This is a genomic window from Stenotrophomonas sp. 2YAF22 (assembly GCF_052114665.1).
Taxonomy (GTDB): Bacteria; Pseudomonadota; Gammaproteobacteria; order Xanthomonadales; family Xanthomonadaceae; genus Stenotrophomonas; species Stenotrophomonas indicatrix.
In genome coordinates, this window is the sequence record NZ_JBFRFE010000031.1 from 1 (window position 1) to 14,075 (window position 14,075).

11 protein-coding genes and 1 pseudogene are annotated in these 14,075 nt (G+C 67.8%); 2 read left to right on the forward strand and 10 right to left on the reverse strand.

Annotation, left to right across the window (positions count from 1 at the left end):
• From AB4Y84_RS02590 to ffh, 6 genes and pseudogenes are all read right to left on the reverse strand, one after another.
• Positions 1–233, reverse strand: a pseudogene (locus AB4Y84_RS02590) (ribosome maturation factor RimM); the annotation flags it as partial.
• Positions 234–278: 45 nt separating this feature from the next.
• The gene (rpsP, locus tag AB4Y84_RS02595; protein ID WP_025873821.1) at positions 279–539 is read right to left on the reverse strand and encodes a 30S ribosomal protein S16; all 261 of its coding nucleotides are present in this window, start codon (positions 537–539) and stop codon (positions 279–281) included.
• A gap of 148 nt (positions 540–687) precedes the next feature.
• Positions 688–1,470, reverse strand: a complete 783-nt coding sequence (locus tag AB4Y84_RS02600; RefSeq protein ID WP_442243802.1) for an aminotransferase class IV family protein — start codon at positions 1,468–1,470, stop codon at positions 688–690.
• Entirely contained in the window at positions 1,467–2,543 is a 1,077-nt protein-coding gene (locus tag AB4Y84_RS02605) for an NAD(P)H-dependent flavin oxidoreductase (protein ID WP_442243803.1), read from the reverse strand. The genes AB4Y84_RS02600 and AB4Y84_RS02605 overlap by 4 nt, the downstream gene beginning before the upstream one ends.
• 88 nt (positions 2,544–2,631) lie before the next feature.
• Positions 2,632–3,066, reverse strand: coding sequence for a hypothetical protein (locus tag AB4Y84_RS02610; RefSeq protein ID WP_025873823.1), 435 nt, complete (start codon positions 3,064–3,066; stop codon positions 2,632–2,634).
• A 55-nt stretch (positions 3,067–3,121) separates the two neighbouring features.
• On the reverse strand, positions 3,122–4,498 hold the full coding sequence (ffh, locus tag AB4Y84_RS02615; protein WP_025873824.1) for a signal recognition particle protein: 1,377 nt from the start codon (positions 4,496–4,498) through the stop codon (positions 3,122–3,124).
• Between the two features lie 122 nt (positions 4,499–4,620).
• Between ffh and AB4Y84_RS02620 the strand changes: the two genes are divergently transcribed.
• Complete coding sequence (locus tag AB4Y84_RS02620; RefSeq protein WP_312111422.1) at positions 4,621–5,415, forward strand: cytochrome C assembly family protein; 795 nt, start codon at positions 4,621–4,623, stop codon at positions 5,413–5,415.
• Between the two features lie 108 nt (positions 5,416–5,523).
• On the opposite strand, the gene AB4Y84_RS02625 is transcribed toward AB4Y84_RS02620, so the two are convergent.
• From AB4Y84_RS02625 to radA, 4 genes are all read right to left on the reverse strand, one after another.
• Positions 5,524–5,988, reverse strand: coding sequence for a hypothetical protein (locus tag AB4Y84_RS02625; RefSeq protein WP_442249735.1), 465 nt, complete (start codon positions 5,986–5,988; stop codon positions 5,524–5,526).
• 95 nt (positions 5,989–6,083) lie between these two features.
• Positions 6,084–8,390 carry a hypothetical protein gene (locus AB4Y84_RS02630; protein ID WP_442243805.1) on the reverse strand — a complete coding sequence of 769 codons (2,307 nt, stop codon included), beginning with the start codon at positions 8,388–8,390 and terminating at the stop codon, positions 6,084–6,086.
• 51 nt (positions 8,391–8,441) lie between these two features.
• Positions 8,442–10,298, reverse strand: coding sequence for an ATP-binding protein (locus AB4Y84_RS02635; protein WP_442243806.1), 1,857 nt, complete (start codon positions 10,296–10,298; stop codon positions 8,442–8,444).
• 132 nt (positions 10,299–10,430) lie between these two features.
• The gene (gene radA, locus AB4Y84_RS02640) at positions 10,431–11,807 is read right to left on the reverse strand and encodes a DNA repair protein RadA (RefSeq protein ID WP_025873829.1); all 1,377 of its coding nucleotides are present in this window, start codon (positions 11,805–11,807) and stop codon (positions 10,431–10,433) included.
• 148 nt (positions 11,808–11,955) lie between these two features.
• Here radA and AB4Y84_RS02645 point away from each other — a divergent pair, with 148 nt between their 5' ends.
• Positions 11,956–14,013 (forward strand): putative bifunctional diguanylate cyclase/phosphodiesterase, encoded by a 2,058-nt coding sequence (locus tag AB4Y84_RS02645; protein ID WP_442249736.1) that lies wholly within the window; start codon positions 11,956–11,958, stop codon positions 14,011–14,013.
• Positions 14,014–14,075 lie beyond the last annotated feature (62 nt).

Below are 14,075 nucleotides of genomic sequence, written 5' to 3' on the forward strand. Positions count from 1 at the left end.
ACCGTGTCGCGATCCTCGATGCCCGGAAAACGGGCCACAAGGTGCTTGCCGGTATCCCGGCCACGGGCGCCTTCAAGCGTCGATTCCTGCCCGTTGGGGCTGCGCAGGATCCACGGTTGGTAACGGAAAATAGCGGAACGCGGCTCGGTCCAGGACTCGAGCTTTATTTCGCCGCGCACACCAAAAGCGCCGACAACCCTGCCAAGCAGGATGCGGCGCTCGTTATCTTTCATCTGCGTTCAATCAGATGGGCCGCACCAGGGCGCGGCCCGTCAGGATCAGGCCGCAGCGGCCTGGGACTTGCTCGCTTCCTTGATCAGGTTGCGAACTTTCTCGGTCGGCTGGGCGCCGTTCTTGACCCAATGGTCAACGCGGGCCAGGTCCAGCTCGATACGCTTCTCGCCGCCCTGTGCAACCGGGTTGTAGAAGCCAACGCGCTCGATGTTGCGGCCGTCGCGGGCGCTGCGGACGTCGGTGACGATGATGTGGTAGAACGGACGCTTCTTGGCGCCGCCGCGGGTCAGTCGAATCTTGACCATGGTGGTTTTTTCCTATTGCCCAGTCGCCAGGATGGCGCGGTAAGCGGGCGATTATAGCGGCAGAGTTCGGCCGAGCCAACCCCGGGCGTCTACCCCGGGGTCAGATCCCTTTTACCGAGCAAAAGGGATCTGACCCGAACGGTTCCATTCAGGAAAGCGACTGCCAGGGCACTAGGGCCAACACCGCCCTGCCCTGTTCAGCCAGGGCCTGCGAACCCGGCAGCGCCTGACCATTGATGGCATCCAGCGCCCACAACCCGCTGGCGTTGCAGGCGAAAGCCGCCCGCATGCCGACCAGCTCATCCAGCCGCAACGGCCGGGTCTGCTGCGGCCCCACCCAGCCTGCCCGCAGAAGTGCCTCAGCGGTTCCCCGCAGCGCAGGCGCCTGCGGCCAGATCAGGTGTCCCCTGTCATGCACGGCCAGGTTCCAGGTCGTGCCCTCGCTGATCTGCCCATTGGCGGTCACGAACAGCGCATCGTCGAAACCCGCTGCCAACGCTGCACGGCGCTGGGCGAACAGGCCAAACGTACCGACATGCTTGATCTGCGGCAGCTCTCGCTGCCATGTCGCGCTGCGTACGCGTTTCGGCGCGGTCAGCGCGACCGGCGCGGAGACGGCAACCAGTACATCCACCGGCACGCTTGCCAGCGGCGCGCGGAAATCGAAACGGCGCGAGTACACGGTGACCCGCATCGATGCGTCGACCTGGCCGGCCTGTTGCAGCGCCTGCGTCATCCACGCCTGCACCTGCGCGATATCGAGCACGCTGCCGAACAGTTCCTGCGTTGCCTTGGCCAGCCGCTGCAGATGCAGATCAAGACCCTGCACCGCGTTGCCGCGCACCTGCAACGAGGTGAAGTGGCCGTAGTTGGTCAGCGCCGGCAGCAGGTCTTCGGCCCGCGCCGTTGCGCCGTTGCAGGTCACCGTCATCGCAGCAGCGCCTGCGCCTGTTCCCACATGCCACGCAGAACGTCAGCGGCCGGCGCTGCCGGTGCCATCCACGCCGACTGCCCGGCCCAGGCCTGCATCGCAGCAAGCCGGTTTTCCTGCGTGGCCTGCTTGCGCATCGGTCCAGTCAGGCCACGCTGCACCGGGTACGGGCGCGGCGCGGGTGCGCCCTCGGCAGCAGCTGCACGCACGTAGGCAGTGGCCAGGCCACGGCCCAGGCGACCACTGAAAGCGCGGGTCGGCCAGGTGTCTTCGGGTTCGTTGCGGGCCAACGCATCGGCCCATGCCGGCGCCACCGCTGCTTCGGGTGTGCGCAGGAAGGCCGTGCCGATCTGCACGGCGCTGGCCCCGAGCATCAAGGCAGCAGCAATGCCGCGACCATCGCCGATTCCGCCCGCAGCGATCACCGGAATACTCAGGTTGTCCGCCAGCCGTGGCAGCAGTGCGAACAGGCCGACCAGCTGCTGTTCTGCACGTATCGGATCGAAGGCGCCGCGATGGCCGCCGGCTTCGGCGCCCTGCGCGACCACCGCGTCAGCACCCGCGTCCTGCGCAGCGCGCGCTTCGGCCAGCGTCGTAGCGCAGGCGATCCAGGCGATGCCCGCATCCTTCAACTGCTGCACATGACGCGGCGACAGCACGCCCATGATGGTCGAGGCCACCGCCGGCCGTGCCGCCAGCAGCGCACTGAACTGCTCCTCGAAATCGGCAGGCGTGGCATCCGCTGCGCTGGCCGCAACCTCCGGCCCCCACTGGCCGAGAAACGCACGCGTGCTGGCCTCGGCGGCCACATCGCGCACCGGCGCGGGATCGGGCAACCACAGGTTCACCTGCGCCGGCCCGCTGGAAGCGGCCCGGAAGTCCTGCATCCAGCGACCGATATCAGCCGCCGGCGACAACACGGCCCCCATCGCGCCCATGCTGCCGGCGTTGGCCAGCGCGGCGGAAAGCGGAACCGGACAGGCACCGGCCATCGGTGCCAGCAGGATTGGCAGCTGCAATGAAAAACGCCGACAGAAATCGTCGGCGCGTTCGAGAATCGGCGAAAGGCTCACGCGACGCACCTGTGGGAGGAGTCGCTGCCAGCATACGCCAGACACTGTGGACGGGAGCGTCGCCTCGGGCGATCCGCTCCCGCCTGGCTCAGCGTGCAGACACCGCGTAGGTGCGGACCAGCTGGCTGTCCATTTCTTCGTTGAACTTGAACGTCACATAGCGCGCGTCATCAGCGGCAAACTCTTCCTCGGCGCTGGCGCGACCGATCTCGGTGCCCTCGGCATCCAGCGCACGCGCCACCAGCTTGCCCTTGAACGCCTTGTCGGCCACCACGTACACCGCCGCGTCCTTGGAGCCCATGCCACGGCTCTTGCCGAGGGTGACGGTGAGGCCCTGCGCGGCCAGGCCCGGATCGGCCTGCAGCGTCACGTTCATGCGCTTGTCCACGCCCTCGCCCAGCCCGGCGACGAAATCGGCAGCGGTACCACTGATGGCACTACCGGCCTTCTGCGACACGGAGGTGTCGTCCTTGCAGGCAACCAGGCCCAGGGCCAGCGCCATCACCACGATCGACTTGTTCATGCACATTCCTTTGATTGATTCCGCGGGTTGTTCAAGCGTTCGATACAGCGCGCGCTCAGCGGAACGGCATGCCACGGCCGCCCATGGCGCCCATCATGCCCTTCATGCTGCGCATCATGCCCTTCATGCCGCCACCGGCCATCTTGCTCATCATCTTTTCCATCTGCATGTACTGCTTCATGAGCTTGTTGACGTCGGCCGGGGTCACGCCCGAGCCCTTGGCGATGCGGGCGCGACGCGAGCCATTGAGCAGGTTCGGGTTGCGCCGTTCCTTCTTGGTCATCGAGCCGATGATGGCGATCATGCGCGGCACTTCCTTGCCCTGGCTGACCTGCTGCTTGAGGTGCTCGGGAATCTGGCCCAGGCCCGGCAGCTTGTCCATCAGGCCGCCGATGCCACCCATGTTCTGCATCTGCTCGAGCTGGTCGCGCATGTCGTTCAGATCGAACTTCTTGCCCTTGGCGACCTTTTCGGCCAGCTTCTGCGCCTTGTCCTTGTCGACCTGCTGCTCGACCTGCTCGACCAGCGACAGCACGTCGCCCATGTCGAGGATGCGGCTGGCGATACGGTCCGGGTGGAACACGTCCAGGCCTTCCGGCTTTTCGCTGACACCGACGAACTTGATCGGCTTGCCGGTGATGTAGCGCACGCTCAGCGCGGCGCCGCCACGGGCGTCACCGTCGGTCTTGGTCAGGACCACGCCGGTCAGCGGCAGCGCATCACCGAAGGCCTTGGCGGTATTGGCCGCATCCTGGCCGGTCATGGCATCGACCACGAACAGCGTTTCAGCCGGGTTGACCGCAGCGTGCAGGGCCTTGATCTCGGCCATCATCGCTTCGTCGATGGCCAGGCGGCCGGCGGTATCGACCAGCAGCACGTCGACGAACGACTTGCGCGCGTCATCGATGGCGGCGCGGACGATGGCCTCCGGCTTCTGCTCGGCGCTGGACGGGAAGAACAGCACGCCCACCTGGTCGGCCAGCGTCTTCAGCTGCTCGATCGCCGCCGGACGGTAGACGTCGGCCGAGACCACCATCACCTTCTTCTTGCGCTTTTCCTTCAGGTGCTTGGCCAGCTTGCCGACCGTGGTGGTCTTGCCGGCGCCCTGCAGGCCCGCCATCAGGATGATGGCCGGCGCGGGAACGTTGAGGTTCAGGTCGCTGGCTTCGGCGCCCATCACCGCGGTCAGCTCGTCGCGCACGACCTTGATCAGGGCCTGGCCCGGGGTCAGCGACTTCAGCACTTCCTGGCCGACCGCACGCACCTTGATGCGCTCGATCAGGGCCTGCACCACCGGCAGCGCGACGTCGGCTTCGAGCAGCGCGATGCGGACCTCGCGGGTCGCCTCGCGGATGTTCTCTTCGGTCAGGCGGCCACGGCCGCGCAGGCGCTCGATGGTGCCGGAAAGGCGCTGGGTCAGGGACTCGAACATGCGGCGCAACCTGTCTGAAAGCGGGGGACAATAAGGCCCACAGTATAACGGGTCCATCGCGCTCCCCGGACTGCGACGCCACGCCCGTCGCCAGCACCGCGGGGGTATGCGAAACTTCAACGATGACAATCGTTCTCATCGCCGTCCTGCTCTACCTGGCCGCCAGCGCCCTGCTGGTGCGTGCCCTTGGTCGCAACGACGGGGTGACCTCGCCCGCGTGGCTGTGGCCTGCGCTGCCGGCGATGCTGCTGCATGGCGGTTATCACGTGCTGGTGGCGATGCGCACGACCGGCGGCCCGGACATGCACTTTTTCGCCGCGCTGTCGCTGGTCGGCCTGGGAATGGCGTGGCTGACCTCGCTGGTGGGCGCGCGCGGGCGCATGTCCACCCTGGGCGTGGTGGTGTTCCCGCTGGCCGCGCTGCTGCTGGTGGTCTACCACGGCTACGGCCATGAACCGAGCAAGCTGCTGGGCTGGCGCCTGGCAAGCCACGCCTGGCTGGCACTGCTGGCCTACGCCACGCTGAGCATCGCCGCGCTGCTGGCGATCATGCTGTGGCTGCAGGAACGTGCGCTGCGGCGCCGTGAATTCCGTCCGTGGCTGCGTGCGCTGCCGCCGATGGCCGATCTGGAATCGCTGCTGTTCAGGGTGATCACCGTCGGCTTCGCCCTGCTGACCCTGACCCTGGTTACCGGCGTGCTGTTCGTCGACGACCTGCTGGCGCAGAAGCTGGTGCACAAGACGGTGCTGAGCGTGCTGTCGTGGATCGTGTTCGGCGTGCTGCTGATCGGCCGCCGCCGCTATGGCTGGCGCGGCACGAAGGCAGTGCATTGGACGCTGACGGCGATGCTGTTGCTGCTGCTCGCGTTCTTCGGCAGCCAGTTCGTGATCGAGCTGGTGTTCGGGCATTCGCGATAGAGGCGTGCCGACCAACGGTCGGCACCCACCCCAACATCACCTGGTAGTGCCGGCCGCCGGCCGGCAATCGGAGCACAGTAGATCCACGCCATGCGTGGATGCCCCAGCTCAAGGCAGCGGTTGGGCCAGGATCCTGCGCACCGAGCGACCACTGTTGGTGAGGATGTCATCGACCTGCCAGCAGCCCTCGCCCTTGCGCACCATCGGCACGCGGGTCACGTACGCCTTGCCCCAGACCGGATAACGCATTTCGACCTGGCCGGCCGTGGCTGAGGCCTGCTTCCAGTTGTAGCGCACCGGGCTGTCGATCTCCCCGTCCTGCGCATCCAGCCACGGATCGGAATCGATCGTGCAGATGCCCTCTTCGCGCACCTGGCAGGCACGCTCGCCGTGCAGCGCCTTGGCAAACGCCGCACTGACCAGTGCCTGCGGCGGCTCCAGCAGGTCGCCCTTGCCGGTGGTCGCTTCGAAGAAGGYCCGCGCCACGTCAGCCGGTTGCTGGCAGGCCGGCGCGGCCTGCACGGTGGGGGCCAGCAGCAGGCCGATGATCACCCACATCCCTGTCTTCCGCATGTTCCAATTCCCTGGTGGTAGTGCCGGCCGCTGGCCGGCAACGCGTGATTCCATGGGGTTGCCGGCCAGCGGCTGGCACCCCCGATATCGGCGGATTACAACCCGTACCGTTCGATCGCGTCCAGATGCGGCTGGCGGTCCTGGTCGCAGGCCTCGGCCAGGCGCAGCCAGCAGTGTGGATGTGCCCAATCCGCCGTGGCCTGCTGCAGGAAGCGGTGCAGCGCCAGCGGCGCATGGTCCTGCGGCTGCGCGACGGTGAACAACAGACCCGGCAGCGTGCCGTCTTCCGCGTCCGGATCGGTCACGGTGTAGTCCGCACGGCTGTGCGACCACACCTTCCAGCCCTGTGCCTCGGCTGCCTCCACGAAAGCGTTCCATGCCTCCTCGCCCGGGTGCGCGCCGTCGACCAGCCAGCTGCGCGCGAAACCACCCCGCTCCAGCACATGCACCTGCGCATAGGTCGGAATGAAGTGCTCGCGCTCCGCTTCGTCCTCTGGTGCGGGGTGTACCAGGCCGGCGTCGAACACCACCCAGTCCCCCACCTGCTGTGCGCGGTTGGCCGGTGCGTTCTCGACGATGCGCGCGGTCACCGGGCCGCTGCGGCGGGCGTAGTACTCCATCGGCTCGCCGCCCTCTTCGCTGCGGATGATCACCCAGCCCCATGGCTCTTCGACCACGCCCTGCTGGCTGGACAGTTCCATACCGATCGCTGCTGCCGAGCGGCGCACTGCGTCCCAGTCGCGCGCCGCACTGGCCGCACTCATGTGGTCCCAGTGTGCGCCGTTTGGCTCTTCCAGCAGTTCCACCAGCTGCGCGTAACAGGCCTGCGCCTCGCTGAAGCGGCCGGTCTCCATGTACATGCGGGCAAGCGTCCCGCGTGCGCCATTCGAGCCCGGCGACAACGCCAGCAACGCCTGCGCGGCCTGTTCCAGTGCCGGCCAGTCGGACGCGCGCCGTGCGCGCTGCACCTCGCACCAGTGCGCGAACACCGGCACGCTGTCGCGGTAGGTCGCGGCCAGCCTGCGCAGGCCATCATCATCGCCCTGCTCGGCCAGCCAACGCATCAGCGTGTAGGCCGCCGCGCCGTCTTCCTGTGCGTGGCCGCGCACGAAGTCCCACAGCAGTGCCTGCGCTTCGGTCTTCGCGCCACACGCATGCAGCGCCGAGGCGGCGACCTCGGCCAGCGCGCCGTCGTCCGGCCGCTCGGCGTGCGCCTGCAGCAGCCACTGCGCTTCGCGCTCGGGATCGCGCGACTGGTTCTGTTCGCCCTGCGCTTCCAGCCACGCCAGCAGCTCAGCGGCAGGCACCGGCAGCGGCGCCATCTGCGGCAGCGCTTCGATGCGTGCCGCCAGACCGGCCACCAGCGCGGCAGCGCCGCGGTCCTGACGCAGCTGCGCCAGATGGGTGCGGGCCAGACCCAGCTGGCGCTGCGCCACCCAGCGTGCACCGCGCTGCAGGGCCAGCTCCAGGCTCAACGCGGCGATCTCGATCACCAGGCGATGCGCGCCGACAGCGGCGAAGTGCTCGATGATCGTGTTGAAGCGCGTTCCCAGATCCCAAGTGTTGCGGGCGGCATCACGGCTGCACAGTGTCGAAGCCGTATTGGCCCACAACCGCCAGTGATTCGGCGTCAGCTCGCTCCAGGGCACCAGCTGCTGCAGCGCCTCTTCATCGCGCCCCAGCTGGGCCAGTGCCCAGGCCTTGGACAGCCGGCGCGGCACCGTGCAGTTGGCAGGCTCGTATTCGCCCGCAGCGGCCACTTCGGCTTCGCGCTTCTCGATCAGCGCCAGCGCTTCCTGCGCACGGCCGCTGGCCAGCAGGATCTTGATCTGCATTTCAGGGAAGCTGTCGAACACTTCCTTGCCGCGCGCCTGGATCGCCGCCGCCTGCACCTGCAGGTAATCCAGCGCATCCTGGCCGCGGCCGTCGTCCAGCAGCGCGTCGGCCTTCTCGCAGCTCAGGCACTGGAAGCAGGCCCAGCTCGGGTCGATGCGGCCCAGCGTCTCGTCGCAGACCTCGATGCGTTCGGGCACCCAGCCCGGACCATCGATGTTGCCGTAGCAGGCGGCGAGATCCTGGGTGACGCAGATCGACTGCGGGCAGTCCAGGGTATCGGCACGGTGTGCGCGCTCGAACAGCGCCACCGACTCGCCCAGCGCGCTTTCACCTTCCACGCGGTTGCCGACGCGGTTGCGCAGCGCCCAATGGCCGACATAGACGTCGACCCAGGGGTTGTCCAGCGCCTTGCCCAGCGCGCGCGCTTCGGGCAGCAGTGCATCGACGCGGTCGACCTGCAGTTCACTGACTTCATCGGCAAGGCGGGTCAGCAGGTGGGCGTTCTGCGCCTGGCCTGCCTGGCGCAGGTCTTCCTGCAGTTTTTCGACCCAGTTCCAGATATCCATGGGGGTAATGCTCCTGTCTAGCGAAGGCTGGATGAGAGGGGGTAGCGGTGCTCAGCGCAGCATCTGCTGCAGGGCACCGGCAATATCGGTAAATGCTCCATTGAGATCGGGGCCCGGCGTCGCCGCGCTCTGCTGCAGCGGCCGGCCCTGTGCGGACACGATGATCTTCAGCGAGCGCAGCAGGCGCGCGGCCGCTCCGGCCTGCGGGTGGCCCTCGCGCTGGGCCTGCAGCAACGCCTGCACCGCTGGATTGTCCAGGTTGAGGTACAGCCGCGACGGCGCACGCGCCTCGATGCGCGCGGTGAACTGGCGCGCCAGCCGCAGTGCCGCCATCGATACGCGCTTGTCGTTCTCGTCGTCTTCCAGGCGCTGCTTCAGTTCGGCCTCGCGGTCGGGCACCACCACCACCGGCAGCGCCTCGGGGCTGAACCGCGCGGGCAGCAGCTGTTCGCCATCGCCCAGGTGTTCGCGCAGCCAGGCCAGCTGCGCATCGTCAAGGCTGTCGTCGGTGCGGAACAGTGCGCGATTGCCCTGCTCGGTACCCAGTTCGACCAGGCGCAGGCCCTTGGCCTGGGCCCAGCGCCGCAGGAACGGCACCACCGCGTAGCGATGACCATGCGCGACCGGCACGCCCATCGCGCGGAACAGCATTTCCTCGAAGCCACCACCGTTGTCGAGGATCACATGCACTGCGCCGCGCGCCGGCAACGCGCTGGCCGGCAGGTCACCCTGCGAAGTCGGCACGCGCACGTGTTCCAGCAGCAGGTCGAACAGGCGCTCATCGCACAGCGCCGCGCCCAGCAGGGCTTCATTGTGGCGGCTGAGCACGCGGCGCCAGGCTTCGGGTTGCTGCCGGGCGACGTCGGCCAGGCCATCGATCAGCGCTTCCAGCAGGGCGTGCTGCACGTCGCGATAGTGGTCATCGCGCTGCAGGTCCTCGCGGCTGGCGGTCGGGGTCAGCTTCGACGATTCGATCACCCCGCCGATGAAACCGGCCCACGGCGGCAGCAGGTCGCGCGCATCGTCGTCCAGCAGCATGCCGCGCACGAACACCGACAGGTTGCGGTTGTCGCTGGTGCCGTAGGTGGCACCGTCCTGCACCCAGAGCATGCCGAGGGCGTCGCTGCTGCCATCGGACTGCAGCGGCATCGTCACGATGGGCTCGAAATCGTGTTCGAAACGGGCCGCGAACTGCTGCGCCTGGCGGCGTGCCTGCACCGGATGCAGGGCGACGTCACCCTGCCCGCGCCACGGCGGCGGTTCGGGATTGATCGCGGCGGTCGCCGCACCGATGAAGATCGGCTCGGACAGCAGCGCGCAGTAGCGGCCCAGCACCTCGTGCAGGCGCGCTTCGTTGGCCAGCGGCAGGAAGTCCGGATGCAGCTCCAGCTCGACCTCGGTGCCGATCGCGCGCGCCGGCACTTCGCTGACGGTGTACTGCTCGGCGTTGCTGGACACGTACAGGTGGCCCAGCTCTGGTGTCTGGTAGGAGGTGGTGCGCACGCTGACACGGCGCGCCAATACAAAGGCCGACAGGAAACCCAGGCCGAACATGCCGATCAGGCCTTCATCGTCCTCGCCGTCCTGGCGCAGGCCCCGGGTGTAACCGACACCGACCGTGGCCAGGTAATCGTGGATTTCCTGCCGGGTCAGGCCGGCACCGGTATCGGTGATGCGCAGCACGCCGGCGGCGACATCGACCTGCACGTCGATGCGCGACACACTCTGGATGCCGGGCTGCTCGATACGGCGACGGATGATCGAATCGTGCGCGTTCTGCACAAGCTCGCGCAGCGCCACCATCGGCGTGGAATACAGGTGCTTGCCCAGCACCGTCATCAGTCCATTGAGATCGACCCCGGCGCGGCGGATTTCGGCGGCGGGGGTGCTGAACATCGGGTCCTGCATGTAAACGATTACTCCTTGCCACGGAAAGGCGCCAGGGGGCGCCTTCGTCGAGCCGGGAAAACTAGCACAGGCTGGCTGACCGCTGCTGTGCCGTCGGCCGCATCTGCAGGTCCGAGCACGCACCCGACCCCGTCACGCCGCGTCGATGGCCTCGGACAGGCGTTCGACCGCGATCACTTCCATGCCCTTCACCGAGCCGCCCTTGGGGGCATTGGCCTTGGGCACGATGGCGCGCTTGAAACCGTGGGTCGCCGCCTCGCGCAGGCGATCCTCGCCGTTTGGCACCGGCCGGATCTCACCGGAAAGGCCGACTTCGCCGAACGCGATGGTCTTCTCGGCCAACGGACGGTCCTGCAGCGAGGACAGCACCGCCAGCAGCACCGGCAGGTCGGCGGCGGTCTCCTGCACGCGGATGCCGCCGACCACGTTGACGAACACGTCCTGGTCGCCGACCAGCACGCCGCCATGCCGATGCAGCACCGCCAGCAGCATGGCCAGGCGGTTCTGCTCCAGCCCCACCGCCACGCGGCGCGGATTGGACAGCGGCGAGGCGTCGACCAGCGCCTGCACTTCCACCAGCAGCGGCCGGGTGCCCTCGCGGGTAACCATCACGCAGCTGCCGGGCTGGTGCGTGCTGGCACCGGAAAGGAAGATCGCCGACGGATTGGAGACCTCCTTCAGGCCCTTGTCGCCCATCGCGAACACGCCCAGCTCGTTGACCGCACCAAAGCGGTTCTTGAACGCACGCAGCAGGCGGAAGCGGCTGCCACTCTCGCCTTCGAAATACAGCACGGCATCGACCATGTGCTCCAGCACGCGCGGGCCGGCGATGCCGCCTTCCTTGGTCACATGGCCGACCAGGAACACGGCGGTTCCGGTTTCCTTGGCGAAACGCACCAGCCGTGCGGCACTCTCGCGCACCTGGCTGACCGAACCGGGCGCGGCGGTCAGCGTCTCGGTCCAGAGCGTCTGTACCGAATCGGCCACGATCAGCCGCGGCCCACTCTTGGTGGCGTGCTGCAGGATGGATTCGACACCGGTCTCGGCCAGCGCGTTGACGCCCTCCAGCGGCAGCTCCAGCCGATGCGCGCGGCCGGCGACCTGGGCCAGTGACTCTTCACCGGTGACGTAGAGCACCGGCAGGACCGCGGCCATCTTCGCCACCGCCTGCAGCAGCAGGGTGGATTTGCCGATGCCCGGATCACCACCGACCAGCACCACCGCGCCCTCGACCAGGCCGCCGCCGAGCACGCGGTCGAATTCACCGATCCCGGTGCTGACGCGGTTGTGCTCGGTCTGCGCCACGTCCTTCAGTGCCGTGATCTTCGGCGGGTCGATCTTGCCCGCCCAGCCGGCACGGCGCGACGCGGGCGCCTTGGCCGCCGCAGCGCTCTCAAGGACGATTTCCGACAGCGAGTTCCAGGCATTGCACTCCGTGCACTGGCCTTGCCACTTGCTGTATTCGGCGCCGCATTCATTGCAGACATACGCGGTGCGGGCTTTGGCCATCGGAGATTTCCTGCAGGGGCAACGAGCGTGGCAGGATAGCCGAGCCGGGTCGCAGCTGCTGCGACCACTCAAGTCCCACCCGTCTGTGCCGATAGCGGTGGCGGGCGTGCGCCTTGCGGGCGCCCCTCCCTCCTCCTCTGGATTCAACATGACTGGTAGTTACAGTCAGAGCCTGGTCGCCATCTCGTTGCTGGTGGCCATGCTGGCATCGTATACCGCGCTGGATATGGCCGGCCGCCTGGCCACGGCCCAGGGCCGGGTCGCCCGCTGGTGGCTGGCCGGCGGTGCCGCCGCGATGGGCCTGGGCATCTGGTCGATGCACTTCATCGCGATGCTGGCCTTCAAACTGCCGGTTCCGGTCGGCTACGACCTGGCGATCACCCTGTATTCGCTGGCGGTGTCGATCGGCGCGTCGGCCTATGCGCTGTGGCTGGTGTCGCGCCCCAGCCTGCCGTTGCAGCGGCTGGCCGCAGGTGCGGTGCTGATGGGACTGGGTATCGCGGCCATGCACTACCTGGGCATGGCCGCCATGCGCATGCAGCCCGGTATCGATTACCACCCAGGCTGGTTTGCCGCGTCGATCGCRGTGGCYRTCGCTGCCGCCGGTGCAGCGCTGTGGATTGCCTTCCGGCTGCGCGTGGAACAACGCAACACGGTGCGCCTGCGGATGCTGGCGTCGCTGGTGATGGGCCTGGCCATCGTCGGCATGCACTACACCGGCATGGCTGCCGCGCGCTTCCCGGCAGGCAGCGTCTGCGGCGCCATCGGCAGCGGCGGCATCGATCCCCGCTGGCTGGCAGTGCTGGTGATCGTGACCACCCTGGCCACGCTCGGCATCGCCCTGGTGGCCTCGCTGTTCGACCGCCAGATGCGCGTGCGCACCGGCCTGCTGGCCGATTCCCTGGCGCACGCCAACGACAAGCTGATCCAGGCCGCACTGCACGATCCGCTGACCCAGCTGCCGAACCGCATGCTGCTGCAGGATCGCATCGAGCAGGCCATCGAGAAGGCGCAACGCCGCCAGCAGTCGGTGGCGGTGATGTTCTGCGACCTGGATGGCTTCAAGGCCGTCAACGATGCCTACGGCCACCAGTTGGGTGACCGCCTGCTGGTCGCGGTGGCCCAGCGCCTGGGCGCGCAGCTGCGCCCGCAGGACACCCTCGCCCGCCTCGGCGGCGACGAGTTCGTGATCGTGCTGGCCATCGATGCACCTGATGATGCGGCGGTGGTCGCCGAGCGGGTGATCGCCGCGGCCGGTGAACCGTTCGTGCTGGACGCGGCGGAGCTGCAGGTCACCGCCAGCCTGGGCATTGCCCTGTATCCGGACGATGCCAGCGACGAACGCGAGTTGATGGCACATGCCGATGCGGCGATGTACCACACCAAGGAAACCGGCCGGAACGGCTACACCTTCTTCATTCCCTCGATGCAGCTCAGTGCCAACCGTCAGCTGCGGCTGCTGCAGGACCTGCGCAAGGCGATCGCGCGCAACGAACTGCTGCTGCACTACCAGCCGAAATTCCCGGCGGCCGATGCACCGGCCACCGGCGCCGAGGCGCTGCTGCGCTGGCAGCACCCGGAACTGGGCCTACTGGCGCCGGACGTGTTCATTCCCATCGCCGAGCGCAGCGGCCTGATCCTGCCGATCGGCGACTGGGTGCTGGACCAGGCGTGCGCGCAGCTGCGCGCCTGGCATGACGGCGGACACAGCCATTGGACGATGGCGGTGAACCTGTCGCCGCTGCAGTTCGCCTCGCCGGCCCTGCTGGAGAGTGTGCGTTCGGTCCTGCAGCGTCACCGCATCGACCCGGCGCGGCTGACCCTGGAGATCACCGAAACCACGGCGATGAAGGATGTCGAGGCCAGCCTGGCGATCCTCAACGATCTGACCGCGATGGGCGTGCACATCGCCATCGATGATTTCGGTACCGGCTATTCCAGCCTGCTGTACCTCAAGCGCATGCCGGCCACCGAGCTGAAGATCGACCGGGCGTTCGTGCATGACCTTGAACGCAATGACGAAGATTCCGCCATCGTGTCCTCGATCATCGCGCTGGGCCGTACCCTGCAGCTGCAGGTGGTGGCCGAGGGCGTGGAGACCCAGGCCCAGCGCGATTACCTGAGCGAGCTGGGCTGCGACCAGCTGCAGGGTTACCACCTGGGGCGGCCGATGGAGGCCGAGGAGTTCCTGCGCAAGGTCGGTTGAACCGGTGTGCGGGGTCGGATCCGTCTGGTAGTGCCGGCCGCTGGCCGGCTTCCCGCAATTGC

Excerpts from the sequence above, each read along its gene's own strand:
- AB4Y84_RS02635 (WP_442243806.1), bottom strand. The coding sequence starts at position 10,298 with ATGCAGGACCCGATGTTCAGCACCCCCGCCGCCGAAATCCGCCGCGCC.
- rpsP (WP_025873821.1), bottom strand. The coding sequence starts at position 539 with ATGGTCAAGATTCGACTGACCCGCGGCGGCGCCAAGAAGCGTCCGTTC.
- AB4Y84_RS02600 (WP_442243802.1), bottom strand. The coding sequence starts at position 1,470 with ATGACGGTGACCTGCAACGGCGCAACGGCGCGGGCCGAAGACCTGCTG.
- AB4Y84_RS02630 (WP_442243805.1), bottom strand. The coding sequence starts at position 8,390 with ATGGATATCTGGAACTGGGTCGAAAAACTGCAGGAAGACCTGCGCCAG.
- ffh (WP_025873824.1), bottom strand. The coding sequence starts at position 4,498 with ATGTTCGAGTCCCTGACCCAGCGCCTTTCCGGCACCATCGAGCGCCTG.
- radA (WP_025873829.1), bottom strand. The coding sequence starts at position 11,807 with ATGGCCAAAGCCCGCACCGCGTATGTCTGCAATGAATGCGGCGCCGAA.
- AB4Y84_RS02610 (WP_025873823.1), bottom strand. The coding sequence starts at position 3,066 with ATGAACAAGTCGATCGTGGTGATGGCGCTGGCCCTGGGCCTGGTTGCC.
- AB4Y84_RS02620 (WP_312111422.1), top strand. The coding sequence starts at position 4,621 with ATGACAATCGTTCTCATCGCCGTCCTGCTCTACCTGGCCGCCAGCGCC.